General features: G+C 68.7%; 18 protein-coding genes. 17 read left to right on the top strand and 1 reads right to left on the bottom strand.

Annotated elements, in window-relative coordinates:
* The first annotated feature begins 32 nt into the window (after positions 1 to 32).
* The 5 genes from ACTT2I_RS07040 (at position 33) to thrC (ending at position 6,860) form a co-directional block, all read left to right on the top strand.
* Complete coding sequence (locus ACTT2I_RS07040) at positions 33 to 722, top strand: helix-turn-helix domain-containing protein (protein WP_421100413.1); 690 nt, start codon at positions 33 to 35, stop codon at positions 720 to 722.
* A gap of 67 nt (positions 723 to 789) precedes the next feature.
* Positions 790 to 1,737 (top strand): DMT family transporter, encoded by a 948-nt coding sequence (locus ACTT2I_RS07045; protein ID WP_088434092.1) that lies wholly within the window; start codon positions 790 to 792, stop codon positions 1,735 to 1,737.
* A 347-nt stretch (positions 1,738 to 2,084) separates the two neighbouring features.
* Positions 2,085 to 4,607, top strand: coding sequence for a bifunctional aspartate kinase/homoserine dehydrogenase I (gene thrA, locus ACTT2I_RS07050; protein WP_421100412.1), 2,523 nt, complete (start codon positions 2,085 to 2,087; stop codon positions 4,605 to 4,607).
* 11 nt (positions 4,608 to 4,618) lie between these two features.
* Positions 4,619 to 5,536 (top strand): homoserine kinase, encoded by a 918-nt coding sequence (locus ACTT2I_RS07055; RefSeq protein ID WP_421100411.1) that lies wholly within the window; start codon positions 4,619 to 4,621, stop codon positions 5,534 to 5,536.
* A 31-nt stretch (positions 5,537 to 5,567) separates the two neighbouring features.
* Entirely contained in the window at positions 5,568 to 6,860 is a 1,293-nt protein-coding gene (thrC, locus tag ACTT2I_RS07060; RefSeq protein ID WP_443096818.1) for a threonine synthase, read from the top strand.
* A gap of 6 nt (positions 6,861 to 6,866) precedes the next feature.
* Here thrC and ACTT2I_RS07065 read toward each other — a convergent pair whose 3' ends face one another.
* Positions 6,867 to 7,628, bottom strand: coding sequence for a Crp/Fnr family transcriptional regulator (locus tag ACTT2I_RS07065; RefSeq protein ID WP_421100409.1), 762 nt, complete (start codon positions 7,626 to 7,628; stop codon positions 6,867 to 6,869).
* 140 nt (positions 7,629 to 7,768) lie between these two features.
* Between ACTT2I_RS07065 and hisS the strand changes: the two genes are divergently transcribed.
* The 12 genes from hisS to ACTT2I_RS07125 all read left to right on the top strand — a co-directional run bounded on the left by hisS (position 7,769) and on the right by ACTT2I_RS07125 (position 18,732).
* Positions 7,769 to 9,166, top strand: coding sequence for a histidine--tRNA ligase (gene hisS / locus ACTT2I_RS07070; protein WP_421100408.1), 1,398 nt, complete (start codon positions 7,769 to 7,771; stop codon positions 9,164 to 9,166).
* A 23-nt stretch (positions 9,167 to 9,189) separates the two neighbouring features.
* Positions 9,190 to 9,456: a hypothetical protein gene (locus ACTT2I_RS07075; RefSeq protein ID WP_421100407.1), complete on the top strand. Its 267-nt coding sequence runs from the start codon at positions 9,190 to 9,192 to the stop codon at positions 9,454 to 9,456.
* A gap of 165 nt (positions 9,457 to 9,621) precedes the next feature.
* Positions 9,622 to 9,942 (top strand): YerC/YecD family TrpR-related protein, encoded by a 321-nt coding sequence (locus tag ACTT2I_RS07080; protein WP_088434099.1) that lies wholly within the window; start codon positions 9,622 to 9,624, stop codon positions 9,940 to 9,942.
* 11 nt (positions 9,943 to 9,953) lie between these two features.
* A complete protein-coding gene (gene hisG, locus ACTT2I_RS07085; RefSeq protein WP_421100406.1) occupies positions 9,954 to 10,865 on the top strand; it encodes an ATP phosphoribosyltransferase in 912 nt (303 codons plus the stop codon).
* Positions 10,862 to 12,157, top strand: coding sequence for a histidinol dehydrogenase (gene hisD, locus ACTT2I_RS07090; protein ID WP_421100405.1), 1,296 nt, complete (start codon positions 10,862 to 10,864; stop codon positions 12,155 to 12,157). Before hisG ends, hisD begins: the two co-directional genes overlap by 4 nt.
* The gene (gene hisC / locus ACTT2I_RS07095) at positions 12,154 to 13,242 is read left to right on the top strand and encodes a histidinol-phosphate transaminase (protein ID WP_421100404.1); all 1,089 of its coding nucleotides are present in this window, start codon (positions 12,154 to 12,156) and stop codon (positions 13,240 to 13,242) included. Before hisD ends, hisC begins: the two co-directional genes overlap by 4 nt.
* Positions 13,239 to 14,312 carry a bifunctional histidinol-phosphatase/imidazoleglycerol-phosphate dehydratase HisB gene (gene hisB / locus ACTT2I_RS07100; protein ID WP_293982900.1) on the top strand — a complete coding sequence of 358 codons (1,074 nt, stop codon included), beginning with the start codon at positions 13,239 to 13,241 and terminating at the stop codon, positions 14,310 to 14,312. The genes hisC and hisB overlap by 4 nt, the downstream gene beginning before the upstream one ends.
* Positions 14,309 to 14,911: an imidazole glycerol phosphate synthase subunit HisH gene (gene hisH / locus ACTT2I_RS07105; protein ID WP_088434104.1), complete on the top strand. Its 603-nt coding sequence runs from the start codon at positions 14,309 to 14,311 to the stop codon at positions 14,909 to 14,911. The genes hisB and hisH overlap by 4 nt, the downstream gene beginning before the upstream one ends.
* On the top strand, positions 14,908 to 15,642 hold the full coding sequence (gene hisA / locus ACTT2I_RS07110) for a 1-(5-phosphoribosyl)-5-[(5-phosphoribosylamino)methylideneamino]imidazole-4-carboxamide isomerase (protein ID WP_421100403.1): 735 nt from the start codon (positions 14,908 to 14,910) through the stop codon (positions 15,640 to 15,642). The genes hisH and hisA overlap by 4 nt, the downstream gene beginning before the upstream one ends.
* Complete coding sequence (gene hisF, locus ACTT2I_RS07115) at positions 15,636 to 16,412, top strand: imidazole glycerol phosphate synthase subunit HisF (protein ID WP_421100402.1); 777 nt, start codon at positions 15,636 to 15,638, stop codon at positions 16,410 to 16,412. Before hisA ends, hisF begins: the two co-directional genes overlap by 7 nt.
* On the top strand, positions 16,402 to 17,040 hold the full coding sequence (gene hisIE / locus ACTT2I_RS07120; RefSeq protein ID WP_421100401.1) for a bifunctional phosphoribosyl-AMP cyclohydrolase/phosphoribosyl-ATP diphosphatase HisIE: 639 nt from the start codon (positions 16,402 to 16,404) through the stop codon (positions 17,038 to 17,040). Before hisF ends, hisIE begins: the two co-directional genes overlap by 11 nt.
* A gap of 93 nt (positions 17,041 to 17,133) precedes the next feature.
* The gene (locus ACTT2I_RS07125; protein WP_421100400.1) at positions 17,134 to 18,732 is read left to right on the top strand and encodes a calcineurin-like phosphoesterase C-terminal domain-containing protein; all 1,599 of its coding nucleotides are present in this window, start codon (positions 17,134 to 17,136) and stop codon (positions 18,730 to 18,732) included.
* Positions 18,733 to 18,783: the final 51 nt, after the last annotated feature.

An 18,783-nucleotide genomic window follows, 5' to 3' on the forward strand; every position in this document is an offset into this window, starting at 1 on the left:
AGCGCACTTCACCCTGCGCGCAGACTATCCCTATGCACGCCAGCGCCTGCCACCTGCGGTGTTACGGAACGTCCAGCGATGTGGACCGGCATGACTTTGCGCAATGGGTACTGCCACTGCGCGGCGATCTGGATTTCGAGGTGGATGCATTCGGTGGCCGCCTGGATGTGCTGCAGGGGGCCTTCGTGGCGCCCGGCGAGGGGCATGCGCAGACTGGCGATGGTGATCATCTGATGTTGATCGTCGATTGCCCGGCCGGTCTGATCGATGACGACACCGTGGAGCATCTTCGCCGCCAGCGTTGGCTGGCACTGCCCAGAACACTTCGGCAGCGCCTGGCCGGTGGGTCCGCGCCCGGCAGCGACGATCTGCTTGCGACCCTGCTCCAGCAGTACGCGCCCGCCGGCAGCGCGGCGCGGTTGCATGCGCTATGCACCCGGCTGTCCGCCCACCCCGGCGCGGACTGGAACGTGGCGCGCATGGCCGCACTGGTCGGGATCAGCGGCAGCCGCCTGCATGCGGCCTTCGTGCAGGAGTTCGGTGTGCCACCGCAGGCCTGGCTCAGTGCCTGCCGGCTGCGCTGGGCCAAGCACCGGCTGCTGACCAGTACCGACAGCATCGCCACGATCGCACTGGATGCCGGCTACTCCGAGCACAGCGCGCTGACCCGGGCCCTGCGCCGGGAAACCGGGCTGACCCCCCAGGCTTTCCGGCGGCAGTAGCCTCGGTCAAGACGTCGCGCTGCGTGGCTCCTACACTGCGCGGCCAATGCACACCGCGTGAGCCGCAATGAAACGATCGATGGGAGTGGGCATCGCCAATGGCATTGCCGCCGGCGCGCTGTGGGGCGTGGTGTTCCTGGCCCCGGCCATGCTGCACAGCTTCAACGCGGTGCAGCTCTCGGCGGGCCGTTATCTGGTCTACGGCCTGATCGCCGTGGTGCTGCTGGCACCGCGCTGGCGGCAGCTCAAGGACCGGCTGGCCTGGCCCGAGTGGCGTGGGCTGTTGTGGCTGAGCCTGGCAGGCAATCTGGTGTACTTCCTGCTGCTGGCCAATGCCGTGCAGTGGGCCGGTGGTGCCGCGGCATCGCTGATCGTGGGCTTGATTCCGGTGGTGGTGACTTTGGCCGGCGTGCGCGAGGAGGGGGCGGTGCCGTTGCGTCGCCTGGCCCCGGCGCTGCTGCTGTGCCTGCTCGGCGTGGCGCTGGTGGGCTATGAGGCCTTGATGGCCGAACACGCGCAGGGCTCGGCCGGGCGCCGGTTGCTTGGCCTGTTGTGTGCGATCGGCGCGCTGCTGTCCTGGGCGGTGTACTCGATCGGCAACAGCCGATGGCTGGCGCGCCGGCCGGATTTGTCCGGCCACGACTGGTCGCTGCTGACCGGTATCACGACGGGCGGTCTTGCCCTGGTGCTGGTGCCCAGTGCGTTCCTGACCAGTACGACGGTGCATCCGCCGGGCGAGTGGCTGAACTTCTGGCTGATCAGCGCCGGCGTGGCGGTGGTCGCTTCGGTGCTCGGCAACGCCTGCTGGAACCGCGCCAGCCGCAACCTGCCGCTGACCCTGACCGGCCAGATGATCGTGTTCGAAACCCTGTTCGCGCTGTTGTATGGCTTTGCCTGGCAGCAGCGCTGGCCGACGCTGATGGAAACGGTGGCCATCGTCTGCCTGATTTCCGGCGTGCTGATGTGCGCGCACGCCCACCGGCCGCCGGCGGCGGTGGCCGAGCACGTGGGATAGGCAAGCCCTTGCTGCGCCTGGATGGTCACAATCGCAACTGTTTGGCCGACGATCGCGGTGGTTTGCGTGCCGCGACCTTTTGCAGCGCAGCACTTGACAAGCAGGGCGGCGGCGTAGTTTTCTTGATCCATGGTCATTACCGCCGCCCACGCCACTGTGCTCGTTCCCGCTTCCGCGGGCAGCCAGACCGTGTCGACCGGTACCACCATCATTACCACCGCCACCACTCGCCCGGTGCGGCCCGTCGTCTTCGCGTAATTTCCGAAAACCACGGCCCCGCACCCAGATCAGGTGGCGGGGGACACTCTCAAGCCTGATGTGACGCGGGGCCTCCCATCGAGGTCAGCATGTCATCTGTCGCCGCTTCCGCTCCCCCTTCCGCCGCGCCTGCCGTCTTTGTCGCCTCGCGGGCCGGTGTGACCACCGTGGTCCACAAGTTCGGCGGCACCTCGGTGGCCGATGCCGAGCGCTATCGCCATGTGGCGCAGCTGCTGCTGGCGCGCGAGGAGGCGATGCAGGTCACCGTGGTCTCGGCGATGAAGGGCGTCACCGATGCACTGATCGGCGTGGCGACGTTGGCGGCCGAAGACGGCTCCGCCTGGCGCGAGCACTGGCATGCGCTGCGGGCCCGCCATCGCGGTGCCGCCGTTGCCTTGCTGGGTGAGCACGCTGGCGCGACGGTGGAGTGGCTGGACCAGCGCTTCGACCAGCTGGCCGAGGTGCTGGGCGCACTGGCGGTGATCGGTGGCCTGCCCACTGAGGTGCTGGACCGCGTGCAGGGCATGGGCGAGGTGTATTCCGCCCAACTGCTCGGCCAGTACCTGCGGACGCTGGGCGAAGACTGCGCCGTGCTGGATGCGCGCGATGTGCTGGTGATCGAACGCGGCGAACTGGGCGTGGACGTGGACTGGGTGCGCAGCGCCGAACGCCTGGCCCAATGGCGGCTGCAGCATCCGCAATCGCGCATCGTGGCGACCGGCTTTGTCGCCCGCGACCGCCAGGACCGCATCACCACACTGGGCCGCAACGGCAGCGATTACTCCGGCGCGATCTTTGCCGCCCTGTTCAATGCCGATGAGCTGCATATCTGGACGGACGTGGATGGCGTGCTCTCCGCTGACCCGCGGGTGGTGCCCGAGGCCGTCCAGCTGGAAGCGCTGAGCTACGACGAAGCCTGCGAACTGGCCTATTTCGGCGCCAAGGTGGTGCACCCGCAGACGATATCGCCGGCGATCGAGCGCGGCCTGCCGATCATCATCCGCAACACCTTCCATCCGGATCATCCGGGCACGCGCATCACCGCCGAGCGCACCGCGTCCGGCCCGATCAAGGGCCTGACCCTGAGCCCGGACCTGGCCGTGATCAATCTGGAAGGCACCGGCCTGATCGGCGTGCCCGGCACGGCTGAGCGCGTGTTCGCGGCGCTGCGCAATGCGCATGTGTCGGTGGTGATGATCTCGCAGGGCTCCTCGGAGCACTCGATCTGCTGCGTGGTCAAGCAGGCCGAGGCGGTGCGTGCGCGCGAATCGCTGCTGCAGGCGTTCGCGCATGAACTGAGCCTGGGCCAGGTGCAGCGCGTGCAGCTGACCGACAACGTGAGCGTGCTGGCGGCCGTGGGGGATGGCATGGCCGGGCAGCCCGGCGTCGCCGCACGCCTGTTCGAGTCGCTGGGCCGCGCGCAGGTGAATATCCTGGCGATCGCGCAGGGCTCATCGGAGCGCAACATTTCCGTGGCGGTGGACAGTCGCCACGCGACCAAGGCCCTGCGCGCGGCGCACGCGGGCTTCTGGCTGTCGCCGCAGACGTTCTCGGTCGGTGTGATCGGCCCGGGCAACGTCGGTGCGGCGCTGCTGGATCAGCTGCAGGCGGCCCAGGTGCAGCTGCTCGGCCGTGCCAATGTGGATCTTCGCCTGCGTGCGGTCGCCTCGCGCAGCCGCATGGTGCTGGACGAACGGGGCTTGAAGGGCGACTGGCGGGCGGCGCTGTCCGGCCCGGCGCAGCCCAGCGATCTGGACGCGTTCACCGCGCATCTGCTCTCCGCCCATCTGCCGCACGCGTTGATCATCGATTGCAGTGGCAGTGCCGATGTGGCCGACCGTTATGCGGGCTGGCTGGCCGCGGGCATCCACGTGGTCACCCCGAACAAACAGGCCGGTGCCGGACCGCTGGAGCGCTATCACGCGATCCGCGAGGCGGCGGCCGGCAGTGGCGCGCGCTTCCGTTACGAGGCCACGGTGGGTGCCGGCCTGCCGGTGATCACCACGCTGCGCGACCTGGTCGATACCGGCGATGAGGTGCTGGCGATCGACGGCATCTTCTCCGGCACGCTGGCGTGGCTGTTCAACAAGTACGACGGCCAGGTGCCGTTCTCCGATCTGGTCAGCCAGGCGCGTGGCATGGGCTATACCGAGCCGGACCCGCGCGATGACCTTTCCGGCGTGGATGTCGCGCGCAAGCTGGTGATCCTGGCGCGTGAGGCGGGCCGTGAGCTCAGCCTGGCGCAGGTGCGCGTGGAGAGCCTGGTGCCGGAGGCGCTTCGCCAGGCCAGCGTGGAGGATTTCATGGCCGGCCTGCCGCAGATCGATGCGGTGTTTGCCGCGCGGCTGGCGGATGCCAAGGCCGAGGGGGCCGTGCTGCGCTACGTGGCGCGCCTGACCCCGGACGGCGCTGAAGTAGGGCTGGTCGCGCTGCCGGCGGGACATGCCTTCGCCAACCTGCGTCTGACCGACAATGTGGTGCAGTTCACCACGCGCCGCTACTGCGATAACCCGCTGGTGGTGCAGGGGCCTGGCGCCGGGCCGGAGGTGACCGCCGCCGGCGTGTTCGCCGATGTGCTGCGCGTGGCGGTGGGCGAAGGAGCACGCTTGTGAGTGAGGGCCGCATGACGGAAGCACGCGCGTTCGCACCGGCCTCGGTCGGCAACGTGGGGGTAGGGTTCGATATTCTCGGCCACGCGATCAAAGGCGTGGGCGATACGGTCACGGTGCGGCGGATCGACGAGCCCGTGGTACGCATCCACGCGATCCGTGGCACCACGGTGGACCTGCCGCTGGGGGCCGAAGACAACACTGCCGGTGCCGCGTTGATCGCGCTGCGTGCCGCACTGGATCTGCCATTCGGGTTCGAGGTGGAGATCGACAAGGGCATTGCGCTGGGCTCTGGCATGGGCGGTTCGGCCGCATCGTGCGTGGCGGCGCTGGTCGCGGCCAATGCGCTGTTGCCGCAGCCGTTGTCGCGCGAAGCGCTGTATCCATTCGCGTTGACCGGCGAGGCGGTGGCCAGTGGCGGGCGGCACGGCGACAACCTGGGGCCGATGTTGCTGGGTGGGCTGGTAGTGAGCACGGCGGACCGGCTGGTGCCGGTGCCGGTCCCGGCGGCGTGGCACAGCCTGCTGGTGCATCCGGACGCGGTGCTGGAGACCCGCCGCGCACGCGCCGCACTGCAGGGCCACTACGCCTTGGGCGAGTTCGTGGCGCAGAGCGCGAATCTGGCGCTGGTGCTCAGTGGCTGCTACACCGCCGATGCCGGGTTGGTCCGTGCCGGGCTGCGTGATGTGCTGGTCGAGCCGCGCAGGGCCGGGCTGATCGCCGGCTTTGCGGCGGCGCGCGACGCGGCGCTGGTGGCGGGTGCGATGGGCGCCAGCATTTCCGGTGCGGGGCCGAGCGTATTTGCCTGGTTCGAACAGCGCGAGGCCGCATTCGCCGCGCAGTCCGCCGTCCAGCAGGCATTCGCTGACGCAGGCTTCGACAGCCAGGGCTGGGTGTCGCCGTTGAACGCGCCCGCCGCCCGATTGCTGTGACGCCTCCTCACTTTCTACTTTGGGATGTCCGATGAAGTTTGTCTCCACGCGTCACGCTGCCCCCGCCACCTCGCTCAGCCAGGCGCTTGCCGCCGGCCTTGCCCCGGATGGCGGCCTGTATGTTCCCGAGCACCGCCCGCGATTGCAGCACTGGTCGGCGCACGATTCCTTCGCGCAGACGGCCGCGGCGGTGCTGGCGCCATACTTCCATGACGATGCCCTGGAGCAGGTGCTGCCCGAGCTCTGCGCGCAGGCCTTCAATTTCGATGCGCCGCTGCGTCCGCTGGCAACCGCCGACGACCATGTGCTGGAACTGTTCCATGGCCCCACGGCCGCCTTCAAGGATTTCGGTGCGCGCTTCCTCGCGGCCTGTCTGGCCCGGTTGCAGCAGGGGCGCGAGCGGCCGCTGACGATCGTCGTTGCCACCTCCGGCGATACAGGCGCGGCGGTTGCTGCCGCCTTCCATCGGCAGCCGGGAATCCGTGTGGTGGTGCTGTACCCCGATGGACGGGTCTCGCCGCGCCAGGCGCATCAGCTTGGGTGCTTCGGCGACAACATCCACACGCTGCGCGTGGCTGGTTCCTTCGATGATTGCCAGGCGATGGTGAAGCAGGCGCTGGGCGATCGTGAGCTGCAGGCCGAGGTGCCGTTGAGTTCGGCCAACAGCATCAGCCTGGGCCGCTGGCTGCCGCAGATGAGCTACTACGCGCACGCCGCGTTGCTGCATCAGGCGCAGACCGGCCACGTACTCAACCTGGTGATTCCGACCGGCAACCTGGGCAATGCGATGGCGGCGATCCTGGCGCGGGCGATGGGCCTGCCGTTGGGGCAGATCGCCCTGGCGACCAATGCCAACGACGTGTTGCCGCGCTATTTCCATGGCGAGGCTTACCGGGCGCAGACCAGCGTCGCGACCCTTGCCAATGCGATGGACGTGGGTGCACCGAGCAATTTCGAGCGGCTGCGGTGGCTGTACAACGACGATGACGTGGCGCTGCGGGGCGCGTTCACCGCCGACGCCGTGGATGATGCGGCGATCCGCGAGGTGATCAAGCGGCGCCATGACCTGCATGGCGAGGTGTTCTGCCCGCACACGGCGACGGCGGTGGCGCGCCTGGAGCACCTGCGTGCCGAGGGTGCACAGGGGCATTGGGCGGTCGCGGCGACCGCGCATCCGGCCAAGTTCGAATCGGTGGTGGAGCCATTGATCGGGCAGGCGCTGGCGGTGCCGCCGGCCTTGGCCGCATTGCTGCAGCGGCCGGCGCAGGCCGAAGCGTGCGCACCGGCCTATGGCGCGCTGCGCGAGGTACTGTTGCGCCGGTAACCGGGGTCAGTACGACTCGTCGGCCGACAGCTTCTGCAGCCCGGCTTCGTCGAGGATCTCGACGGTGTTCAGATGGGGCAGGGCGATCAGGCCCTGCTGGCGCAGCTTGGTGAAGGTGCGGCTGACCGTTTCCATGGTCAGGCCGAGATGATCGGCGATGTCGCCGCGGCCCATCGGCAGGGTCACCCGCAGCCCTGGTTCACCGAGCAGGGCTTCGCGCGCGGCCAGGCGCAGCAGGAAATCGGCGACCTTCTCGGCGGGCTGCAGCCGGCCCAACGCCATCGCGGCATCCTGCGCGGCATCCAGTTCCTGGCAGGCGCGCTGCAGCAGCTTGCGCTCCAGATGCGGGAAGCGCGAGCGCAGGTCCTTCATCTGCGGCAGTGATACGCGGCACACGCGGCTGTCGGCGATCGCCTCGATGTCATAGCGGTGATGATCGCTGCCGCTCAGGCCCAGGAAATCGCCGGGCAGCACGAAGCCGCTGATCTGGCGGCGGCCGTCTGCCAGGGTGCGGACCAGGCGTAGTGCACCGGCCGTAATCGTATAGACATGTTGGCGCGGCTCGCCGGCACGGGCCAGGGTGGACCCCAGCGGCAGCGGTTGGGACACGGTGACCCGTTCCAGCGCCTGCACTTCATCCGGCGACAGCGCCGAGCAGACCGCCAGGTGCCGAACCGAGCAATGCAGGCAGTCGCGCAGGGGCGAGCAACCGGGGGCGGCGGGGTCTTCAATAGCGGAAAGCGCGGTACCGGAGTGGGGCCGGGTCATGTCAGGTCAGCAAGCGGGGCCTGCCTATGATACTTCATGCCGCCATTGGCCCGGTCCTGACGCGGGATGCGGCCCGTCGCGCTGGCTGCGGCTAGAATATGCCGCTCGCTCATCCCCCCGTTTCCGCAGGAGTCCCGCAAGTGATCAAGCCCCGTACGCCGCCCGGCATCATGGAATTGCTGCCGCGTGAGCAGATCGCGTTCCAGCGCATGCTGGACGTCATCCGCCGCAACTACGAGCGGTTCGGGTTCCTGCCGGTGGAAACCCCGGTGTTCGAGTTGTCCGATGTGCTGCTGACCAAGTCCGGCGGTGAGACCGAGCGCCAGGTGTATTTCGTGCAGTCCACCGGCGCGCTGGCCAATGCCGCCGAAGCCGAAGAGAAAGCGCTGCCCGAACTTGCCCTGCGCTTCGACCTGACCGTGCCGCTGGCGCGCTACGTGGCCGAGCACGAACACGACCTGACCTTCCCGTTCCGCCGCTACCAGATGCAGCGCGTGTACCGCGGCGAGCGTGCCCAGCGTGGCCGCTTCCGTGAGTTCTACCAGTGCGACATCGATGTGATCGGCAAGGACACGCTGAGCACCCGTTACGACGCCGAAGTGCTGGCGGTCATCCATGCGGTGTTCGCCGAACTGCGCATCGGTGATTTCTCGGTGCAGCTCAACAACCGCAAGCTGATGCGTGGCTTCTTCGAAAGCCTGGGCGTGGCCGATGGCGAGCGCCAGCTGGCGGTGCTGCGCGAAGTGGACAAGCTGGACAAGCGTGGCGCCGATTACGTGCGCGACACGCTGGTCGGCGAGGGCTTTGCCATTCCGGCCGAGCAGGTCGAGCGCATCCTGGCCTTCGTGGCCGTGCGGTCGAGCAGCCATGCCGACGCGCTGGCGCAGCTGGGTGCGCTGCTGGTCGATGGCGCCGCCAGCGAGACGCTCAAGCAGGGCGTAGCCGAGCTGCGCGAAGTGCTGCAGCTGGTCAAGGCGCTGGGCGTGCCGGAAACCGCGTACTGCCTGAATTTCTCGATCGCGCGCGGCCTGGATTACTACACCGGCACCGTCTACGAGACCACGCTGACCGACCACCCGCAGATCGGCTCGATCTGTTCGGGCGGCCGCTATGAAGACCTGGCCAGCCACTACAGCAAGTCCAAGCTGCCGGGCGTGGGTATCTCCATCGGCCTGACCCGCCTGTTCTGGCAGCTGCGCGAGGCCGGCCTGATCGCCGGGATCGAAGACAGCAGCGTGCACGCGCTGGTGGCCCTGATGGACGACAACGGCCTGCCCGAGTCGCTGGATATCGCCCGCCGCCTGCGCGTGGGCGGCATCAACGCCGAAGTGCAGATGGAGCCGAAGAAGATCGGCAAGCAGTTCCAGTACGCCGCCAAGGCCGGCATCCGCTTCGTCGTGCTGGCCGGTGAGGATGAGCTGGCGCGTGGCGTGGTGGCGGTCAAGGACCTGCTGCGTGAGCAGCAGTTCGAGGTCGCCCGCGACGAGCTGGCCAGCGCCCTGCAGGTTGAGCTGGAGCAGGCCAAGGCGATGGCATGAAGCGGCGTGGGGCAGGGGCACTGATGGTGCTCCTGCTCGCCGGCTGCCAGAGCGATCCGGCCCTGCGCAGCGAGCGGATCGGCCCCGGGCATTACCGGCTCGTGGTCGATCGCTGCCATGTGATCGATCAGGAACAGCTCGAACGCGACCTGCGCGACCTGGCCGACACACAATGTCCCGGCGCCGCCGGGGCGTTGGAGGCGGTGGAATCACTCCCAAGCCGCCAGGGCAGCCTGCTCGGCGAATGCCTGCGCCGCGGCGCGCTTCGTGCCGAGGTGCGCTGCCGGTAGAGGCCGGCCGTTGCCCGGCACGAACCCCCGAGTAGTCCAACAACGCCCGCCAACGCGGGCGTTGTTCGTTTCCAGACCCTGAACCGGCCCATTCCGACCTCTGCGGCGGTTTGACCGTGCGCGCGTGTTTGCGCTAATGTAATAGCACGCTATTACATTGATACGATGAAACTACGTCCCGTCCCCCGCGAAAAAGACGCCCAGGCCGATCTGGCCTCGTTGGCGCGTGCGTTTGCTGCCCTGTCCGATCCGGAGGCGGTGACCGCGTTCCTGCGCGACCTGTGCACCCCCGCCGAGCTGGAGGCGCTGTCCGACCGCTGGAAGGTGGTGCCGCTGCTGCAGCAGGGCGTGCCGTATCGCGAGATCCATGAGCTGACCGGGGTCAGCGTGACCACCACCGGGCGCGTGGCGCGCTCGCTGGACCACGGCCACGGCGGCTATGCCGCCGCCATCGCTGCCACGCCGTCCTCCCCCGAATCCGAGTAGAGACCTCCCCCATGAGTGCAACCCAGACCGCCCCGGCACGTGACCGGCTGCGTATCGCCATCCAGAAGAACGGGCGGTTGGCCGAGCCGGCGCGCAGCCTGCTGACCGCCTGCGGGCTGAGCTGGCGGCAGAGCCGCGACAAGCTGTTCTGCTACGGCGAATCGCTGCCGGTGGATCTGCTGCTGGTCCGTGACGACGATATCCCCGGCCTGATCGCCGATGGCGTGTGCGATTTCGGCATCGTCGGCCGCAACGAGCTGGACGAGCAGGGCGCCGCGCGCCGCCGGATCGGCCTGCCGGACGCCTACCAGGCGCTGCGCGGGCTCAACTTCGGCCAGTGCCGGTTGATGCTTGCCGTGCCGGACGAGTGGGAGTGGACCGGGGTCGAACAGCTGGCCGGCAAGCGCATCGCCACCAGCTACCCCGCGATCCTGGCCGACTGGCTGGCCAAGCGCGGCGTGGACGCGCAGGTGGTCGAACTGTCCGGCTCGGTCGAGATCGCCCCGCGCCTGGGCACGGCAGATCTGATCTGCGATCTGGTCTCCAGCGGCGCGACGTTGGCCGCCAACCAGCTCAAGCCGGTCGAAACTCTGCTGGAAAGCGAAGCGGTGCTGGCCGGTCCGGTCCGTACGCCCGATGACGCCCGTGCCGGTCTGATGGCGATGCTGCTGCGCCGCCTCGATGGTGTGGTGAAGGTGCAGGACAGCAAGCTACTGATGTTCCGCGCCGCGCTGGACCGGGTGTCCGAGCTGACCCGCCTGCTGCCCGATGCCGACCCGCTGGTGCAGCTGCCCGATGATGGCGGCCATCTGCGTTTGCAGACCATGTGCCACGGTGCGTTGACCTGGCAGCGGTTGGAGGAACTGGAGCGCGCGGGCGCGCAGGGCTTGATGGTGTTGAGTGTGGAGCGGTCGCTGGCATGAATCGTCTGACGTGGTCCCAATTGGATGCCGGCGCTCAGGCGCAGGCCCTGCAACGACCGGTCCAGGCCGTGGCGGCGCGTACCCGTGAGTCTGTCGCGGCCTTGATCGCAGCGGTGCGCGAAGGCGGCGATGCCGCACTGCGCGAGATCACCCTGCGTTTCGACGCGGTGGCGCCGGACACCTTCGAAGTGAGCGAGGCCGAATTTGCCGCCGCCGAACAGGCGGTCTCGGCCGAACTGCGTCAGGCGATGATCGATGCTGCCGCGCGCATCCGTATGTTCCATCAGGCCGGCATGAGCCAGGGCTATGCGGTCGAAACCGCTGCCGGCGTGCGTTGCGAGCGCGTGGTGCGCCCAATCGGTCGGGTGGGCTTGTATGTGCCGGCCGGCAGCGCGCCGTTGCCGTCCACCGCGCTGATGCTGGGCGTGCCCGCACAGCTGGCAGGGTGCCGCGAAGTAGTGCTGTGCACGCCGCCGCGCAAGGACGGCAGTGCCGATCCTGCGGTGCTGGTGGCGGCACGCCTGACCGGTGTGCACCGCGTCTTCAAACTCGGCGGCGCACAGGCGATCGCCGCGATGGCGTACGGCACCGACAGCGTGCCGGGCTGCGACAAGCTGTATGGCCCGGGCAACAGTTTCGTGACCGAAGCCAAGCAGCAGGTGGCCGAGGACGGCGCGGCGGCCATCGACATGCCGGCCGGCCCTTCCGAAGTGCTGGTGATTGCCGATGCCGGCGCCAATCCGGCGTTCGTCGCCGCCGACCTGCTGTCGCAGGCCGAGCATGGCCCGGACTCGCAGGTGCTGTTGCTGACCGACGATGCGGGAATGCTGGAGCGCGTTGAAGCGGCCGTGGAGGCGCAGCTGGCGCAACTGTCGCGTGCGGAAATCGCCGCGCAGGCGCTGGCGTCTTCGCGCCTGATCCTGGTCGATTCGCTTGATGACGCCTTCGCGATCAGCAACCGGTACGCGCCGGAGCACCTGATTCTCGCGCTGCGCGAGCCGCGCGCATGGTTGGACAAGGTGGAGGCCGCCGGTTCGGTGTTCCTCGGCGACTACACCCCCGAAGCGCTGGGCGATTACTGCAGTGGCACCAACCACGTGTTGCCCACCGCCGGCGCTGCACGCGCCTACAGCGGTGTCAGCGTGGCCAGCTTCCAGAACCTGATCAGCGTGCAGTCGGCCACCGCCGCCGGCATCGCGGCGATCGGCGAGTGCGCCCGTGTGCTGGCGCGCGCCGAAGGCCTGGATGCCCACGAGAACGCGGTGACCCTGCGCATGGAGGCGGCTGCATGAGCACGGCATCCATCCTGTCGCTGGTCCGCGCCGATCTGCAGGCCTTTGCCGGCTACTCCTCGGCGCGCAGCAGTGCGCTGACCGGTGATGTCTGGCTCAACGCGAATGAGTCGGCGTGGGCCAACCCGGCCGACGTCGCCGGTGGCGCGCGCCGCTATCCGGACCCGCAACCGGTGGCGCTGCGTGATCGGCTGGCCGAGCTGTATGGCTGCGCCGCCGGACAACTGCTGATTGGCCGTGGCAGTGACGAGGCTATCGATCTGCTGGTACGCGCGCTCTGTGAGCCGGGCCGCGATGCGGTGCTGACCACGCCACCGGTGTTCGGCATGTATGCCGTCTGCGCCCGCCTGCAGAACGCGCCGTTGATCGAGGTTCCTCTGGTCGACCAGGGCGATGCACTGGTCGCCGATATCGAGGCCGTGATCGCCGCCGCACTCTCGGGCAACGCCAAGCTGGTGTTCCTGTGCTCGCCATCCAATCCAGCCGGCAGCGTGATCACGCTGACCGAGATCGAGCGGGTGGCCACGGCGTTGCAGGGCAGGGCGCTGGTGGTGGTGGATGAGGCCTACGGCGAGTACGCCGAGCCGCCCTCCGCGACCACGCTGCTGAACCGTTACGACAACATCGCCGTGCTGCGCACGCTGTCCAAGGCACACGCGCTGGCGGCCGCCCGCATCGGCAGCCTGATCGCCGATGCGGCCCTGATCCAGGTGCTGCGCCGCTGCCAGGCACCGTATCCGGTGCCAGCGCCCTGTGCCGAGTTGGCGCTGGCCGGTCTCGGCAACGACAGCCTGGCGGTGACCAACCAGCGCATCGCGCAGATCACCTCCGAACGTGCCCGCCTGGCGTCGGCGCTTGCCGCGCTGCCCGGTGTGGCGCGTGTCTATCCCTCGCAGGGCAACTACCTGCTGGTCCGCTTTGCCGACGCCCAAGGCGCGTTCGATGCGCTGCTTGCCGCCGGCGTGGTGGTACGCGACCAGCGTGCCGCGCCGCAGTTGGGCGATGCGCTGCGCATCACCATCGGCAGCGCGGAACAGAACGACCGCGTACTTGCCGCCCTCACTGCCCGGAGGGCTGCCGCATGACCCCGATTCTGTTCGTCGACCGCGACGGCACCCTGATCGAAGAACCTGCCGATTTCCAGATCGATGCCTACGAGAAGCTGCGCTTCGTGCGCGATGTGATCCCGGCGATGCTCAAGCTGCGCGATGCCGGCTACCAGTTCGTGATCGTCAGCAACCAGGATGGGCTGGGCAGCGAGGGCTACCCGCAGGCCAGCTTCGATGGGCCCAACGACCTGATGCTGCAGATCTTCGCCAGCCAGGGCATCACCTTCCGTGACGTGCTGATCGACGGCACCTGGCCGCAGGACAACGCACCCACCCGCAAGCCGGGCATCGGGCTGATGCTGCCCTACCTGCAGGATCGCAGTATCGACTGGTCACGCTCGGCCATGGTGGGCGACCGCCTGACCGACATCCAGTTCGCCGAGAACATGAAGATCCGCGGTTTCCAGCTGCGTACCGAACAGTTCGGCGGCGACTGGGACTGGACCTCGATCGCGCACGAACTGGCCGATGCGCCGCGCCGGGCCACCGTGCAGCGCAACACCAAGGAAACGAAGATCCGGGTCGACGTCGATCTGGATCGCACCGCCGAGCCGCAGACCCACACCGGGCTGCCGTTCTTCGATCACATGCTGGAGCAGATCGGCAAGCACGGCGGCTTCGCGCTGAGCGTGCAGGCCGAGGGCGACCTGCACATCGATGAGCACCACACCATTGAAGACACCGGGCTGGCGCTGGGCCAGGCGCTGCGCGAGGCGCTCGGCGACAAGCGCGGGATCGGCCGTTATGGCTTCACCCTGCCGATGGATGAAACGCTGGCCAGTGCCGCGCTGGATTTCAGCGGCCGCCCGTACTTCGTCTTCGAAGGCGAGTTCAAGCGCGAGCGCGTGGGCGACATGCCGACCGAGCTGGTGCCGCACTTCTTCCGCTCGCTCTGCGATGCGGCCGGACTCAACCTCCACCTGAGCGTGCGTGGTGACAACGACCACCACAAGGTCGAGGCCTGCTTCAAGGCGCTGGCCCGTGCGCTGCGCCAGGCCTTGCCACGCCAGGGCACCGCGTTGCCGAGCACCAAGGGGGCGCTGTGACGGAAGTTGCGCTGATCGATGCGGGTGGGGCCAACCTCGGCTCGGTCCGCTATGCGCTGGAACGGTTGGGTGTGCAGGTGCGGCTGGTCCGCGATGCGCAGGGACTCGCGGGCGTCTCGCGGGTGATCCTGCCCGGCGTCGGCGCAGCCCCGCACGGGATGGCCCGCCTGCATGCACAGGGTCTGGTCCAGCCGCTGCGTGACCTGCAGGTGCCGCTGCTCGGCATCTGCCTGGGGATGCAGCTGTTGTTCGACGGCTCTGAAGAAGGGCATGTCGAATGCCTGGGCCTGTTGCCCGGGGTCGTGCGCCACCTGCGCCCGGCAACTGGTATCCGCGTGCCGCACATGGGCTGGAACCGCCTGCTGCCACTGCGCGAGTCGCCGTTGCTGGCCGGCGTGCCGGAACGCGCCAGTGCCTACTTCGTGCACAGCTACGCCGCGCCCTTGGGCGAAGACACCGTGGCGGCGTGCGATCACGGTGGGCTGTTCGCGGCCGTGGTGCAGCGCGGCCGGCATAGCGGGGCCCAGTTCCACCCGGAACGCTCGGCCGACACCGGCGCGCGCATCCTGCGCAACTTCATCGAGAACGAACCGACATGAGTTTCATCGTCTATCCCGCCCTGGATATCCGCGAAGGCCGTGTGGTGCGGCTGCTGCAGGGCGACTACGCGCAGCAGACCACCTACGGCGATGACCCGTTGCCGCGCGCCCAGGCCTTTGCCGCGGCCGGCGCGAGCTGGATGCACCTGGTCGATCTGGATGCCGCACGTGCCGGCGGTTACACGCTGGCGCCGCTGCTGTCGGCGATCGCGGCGCAGACCGGCCTGAAGGTGCAGACCGGCGGCGGTGTGCGCTCGCGCGATGACGTCGCCCGGATGCTCGACGCAGGCGCGACTCGCGTGGTGGTCGGCTCGGTGTCGGTGCGCGAGCCGGACACGGTGATCGGCTGGCTGCGCGAGTTCGGCCCGGGCCGGCTGACCATCGCGCTCGATGCCCGCCAGGCCGAGGACGGCCGCTGGCTGTTGCCGGTGCATGGCTGGACCGAGACCGCCGAGGACACCCTGGACGTGTTGGCCCAGCGCTATGCCGAGGCGGGCATGCAGCACCTGCTGTGCACGGATATCGCGCGCGACGGCATGCTGTCCGGGCCGAACATCGATCTCTACCAGCATCTGGCCGCACTGCTTCCCGGCGTGGCGGTGCAGGCCTCTGGCGGCGTGCGCGATGCCGATGATGTCGCCCAGGCCAAGGCGGTCGGCTGCGGCGGGGCGATCCTCGGCAAGGCATTGCTGGAAGGGCGCATGACCCTGGAAGGAGCGCTGGCATGTTGAGCCGTCGCCTGATTCCGTGCCTGGATGTGCGCGATGGCCGCGTGGTCAAGGGCGTGCGCTTCCGCGACCACGTGGACATGGGCGACATCGCCGAGCTGGCGCTGCGCTACCGCGACCAGGGCGCGGACGAACTCGTGTTCTACGACATCGGCGCCAGCCCGGAAGGGCGCGCGGTGGATGTGGCCTGGATCGAGCGCATCGCGCGCCTGATCGACATTCCGTTCTGCGTGGCCGGCGGCATCAGTGACGTGGAGACCGCGCGGCGCGTGCTGCATGCCGGCGCCGACAAGATCTCGATCAACTCACCGGCGCTGGGCCGGCCGGAACTGATCGAAGAGTTGGCCGATGCCTTCGGCGTGCAGTGCGTGGTGGTCGGCATCGATTCGGTGCGCGAGGCGGACGGCGAATGGCGGGTGCGCCGGTTCAGTGGCGACCCGGACAAGACCCAGGCGGTGGCGGTACGCACCCTGGACTGGCTGGTGGAGGCTCAGCGCCGCGGTGCCGGCGAGATCGTGCTGAACTGCATGGACAGCGACGGGGTACGCCGCGGTTACGACGTGGCCCAGCTGCGCCAGGCGCGCGCGCTGTGCCAGGTGCCGCTGATCGCCTCCGGCGGCGCCGGCGAGATGCAGCACTTCGCCGATGTGTTCGACCAGGCCGACGTCGATGGCGCGCTGGCGGCCAGCGTGTTCCACAGTGGCGCCATTGCCATTCCCGCGCTCAAGCAGTTCCTGCGTGAGCAGCAGATCGAGGTTCGAGATGTCTATTGAAGTGAGTTCCATTGAGGTGCAGCCGTCGCGCGAGGCGCTGGCGCAGCTGGACTGGGGCAAGGGCGATGGCCTGCTGCCGGTGGTGGTGCAGGACACCGATACGCTGCGTGTGCTGATGCTCGGCTATGCCAATGCGGCCGCGCTGGAGCAGACCCTGGCCACGGGCCAGATGATCTTCTTCAGCCGCAGCAAGCAGCGCCTGTGGACCAAGGGCGAATCCTCCGGCAACGTGCTGGCGGTGACCGCGGTGCGGATCGACTGCGACAACGACACCCTGCTGGTCAGTGCACGTCCGGCCGGGCCGACCTGCCACACCGGCAGCGAGAGCTGCTTCCCGCAGGCCCCAGGCAACTTTCTGGGCCGGCTCGATACTGTGGTGCGCGAGCGCGAGCAGCAGCGCCCGGCGGGGAGTTACACCACGTCGCTGTTCGAGGGCGACATCCGGCGTATCGCACAGAAGGTGGGCGAGGAGGGCGTGGAGACCGCGCTGGCCGGGGTGGTGCAGGACGATGAGGCACTGCTCGGCGAGTCGGCCGATCTGCTGTTCCACCTGACGGTGCTGCTGCGTGCGCGTGGGCTTTCGCTGGACGACGCGGTGGCGGTGCTGGCGGCCCGCCACGCGGGGTAGGTCCGGGCCGCTGATCGTTTAACGTCGGTGAAACGCGGTGCAGGCGATGATGTGCGGCTCTACAATTCCCCACCCCCGACCGGACCGCCCCCGATGACCCGTACTGCCGCCTGGCTGGCTTGCCTGCTGTTGATGACTTCGCCTGCCTGGGCTGCTGAAACGACCGTCACCGGCAAGGTGTATCAGGAGCGCGACGGCAAGCCCGGGCGCGGCCCGACCGATCCCGGCCTGGCCGGTGTGCAGGTCTCCAACGGCGAAACGATCGTGCGTACCGCCGCCGATGGCAGCTACAGCCTGCCGGTGCGCGAGGGCCAGACGGTGTTCGTGATCAAGCCGGACGAGTACCGTTTCCCGGCGGCCGCCAATGGGCTGCCCTCCTACTGGCGCCACTACGCGCCGCAGGGGTCGCCGAAGCTGAAGTACGACGGTATCCGTCCCACGGGCGGCGCCACCCGCAACTGGGATTTCGCGCTGGAGCCGGCCAAGGGCACCGATGCCGCACGCAACGGCTTCGAGATGCTGGTGTTCACCGATTCGCAGACGGCCAGCCGCCAGGACATCGGCTACTACCAGCGCGCCATCGTCGAGCCGATCATCGGCAAGCACCCGGCGCGGCTGGGCACCACCTTGGGCGACATCGTCAATGACGACCTGGGCCTGTACCCGGACATCAACAAGGTCACCGCGCAGCTGCAGGTGCCGTGGTTCCACGTGCCGGGCAACCATGACCTGGACATGGACGCCGGCACCGATGCGCACTCGCTGGACAGCTGGCGCGCCGTGTACGGTCCGGACACCTACGCGGTGGAGGAGGGCGGGGCGAGCTTCGTGTTCCTCGATGACGTGGTCTACGATCCCAAGGCCAAGCCGAGCTACGTGGGTGGCCTGCGCGCGGACCAGTTCACCTTCCTCGGCAACTACCTCAAGGGCCTGCCGCGTGATCGCCTGATCGTGCTCGGCATGCACATCCCGCTGTTCGATGCGGCGCCGGGCCGTGAGACGTTCCGTCATGCCGACCGCACGCGCCTGTTCGCGCTGCTCAAGGACTTCCCGAACGTACTGGTGCTCAGCGGCCACAGCCACACCCAGCAGCATTACTACCATGGGGCCGCCGAGGGGTGGCAGGGCCGCAAGCCGCTGCACGAATACAACGTGGGCGCCGCCTGCGGTGCATTCTGGTCCGGGGTGAAGGACAGCAGCGGGATCCCCGATGCCACCATGAGCGATGGCACCCCGAATGGCTACGCGGTGCTCTCGGTCAAGCCCGGTGGCGAGTACGGCCTGCGCTACTACGTGGCGCGCGCGCCGGACGATTACCAGATCGCGCTGCATGCGCCGAAGGTGTTGCGCCAGGGTGCGTATCCGGCGTGGGGCGTGTACGCCAACGTGTTCATGGGCCAGGCTGATTCGCTGGTGGAATACCGCGTGGACGATGGCGCCTGGCAGCCGATGAAGCGCGTCGAGCAGCCGGACCCGCGCCTGCTGCAGGAAAACGTCGCCGACGATACCGCCGAGCGCCTGCGCGGTTTCGACCGCTCGCCGGAAGCCACGCCGTCGCCGCACCTGTGGCGCGGCGCGCTGCCCACCCACCTGGCGGTGGGTGAGCACAAGGTGGAAGTGCGCGCCATGCAGGGCGATGGCCCGACCGCGACGGCCAGTACCAGCTACCGCCTGCAGACGGCCAAGCCCTGACCGCGACGCCGGTGTTTCAGTACGGCGCTGTATGGCGCAGGCAGCTTTGCA

This window comes from Stenotrophomonas sp. PUT21 (genome assembly GCF_052232875.1).
Lineage (GTDB): Bacteria > Pseudomonadota > Gammaproteobacteria > Xanthomonadales > Xanthomonadaceae > Stenotrophomonas > Stenotrophomonas maltophilia_N.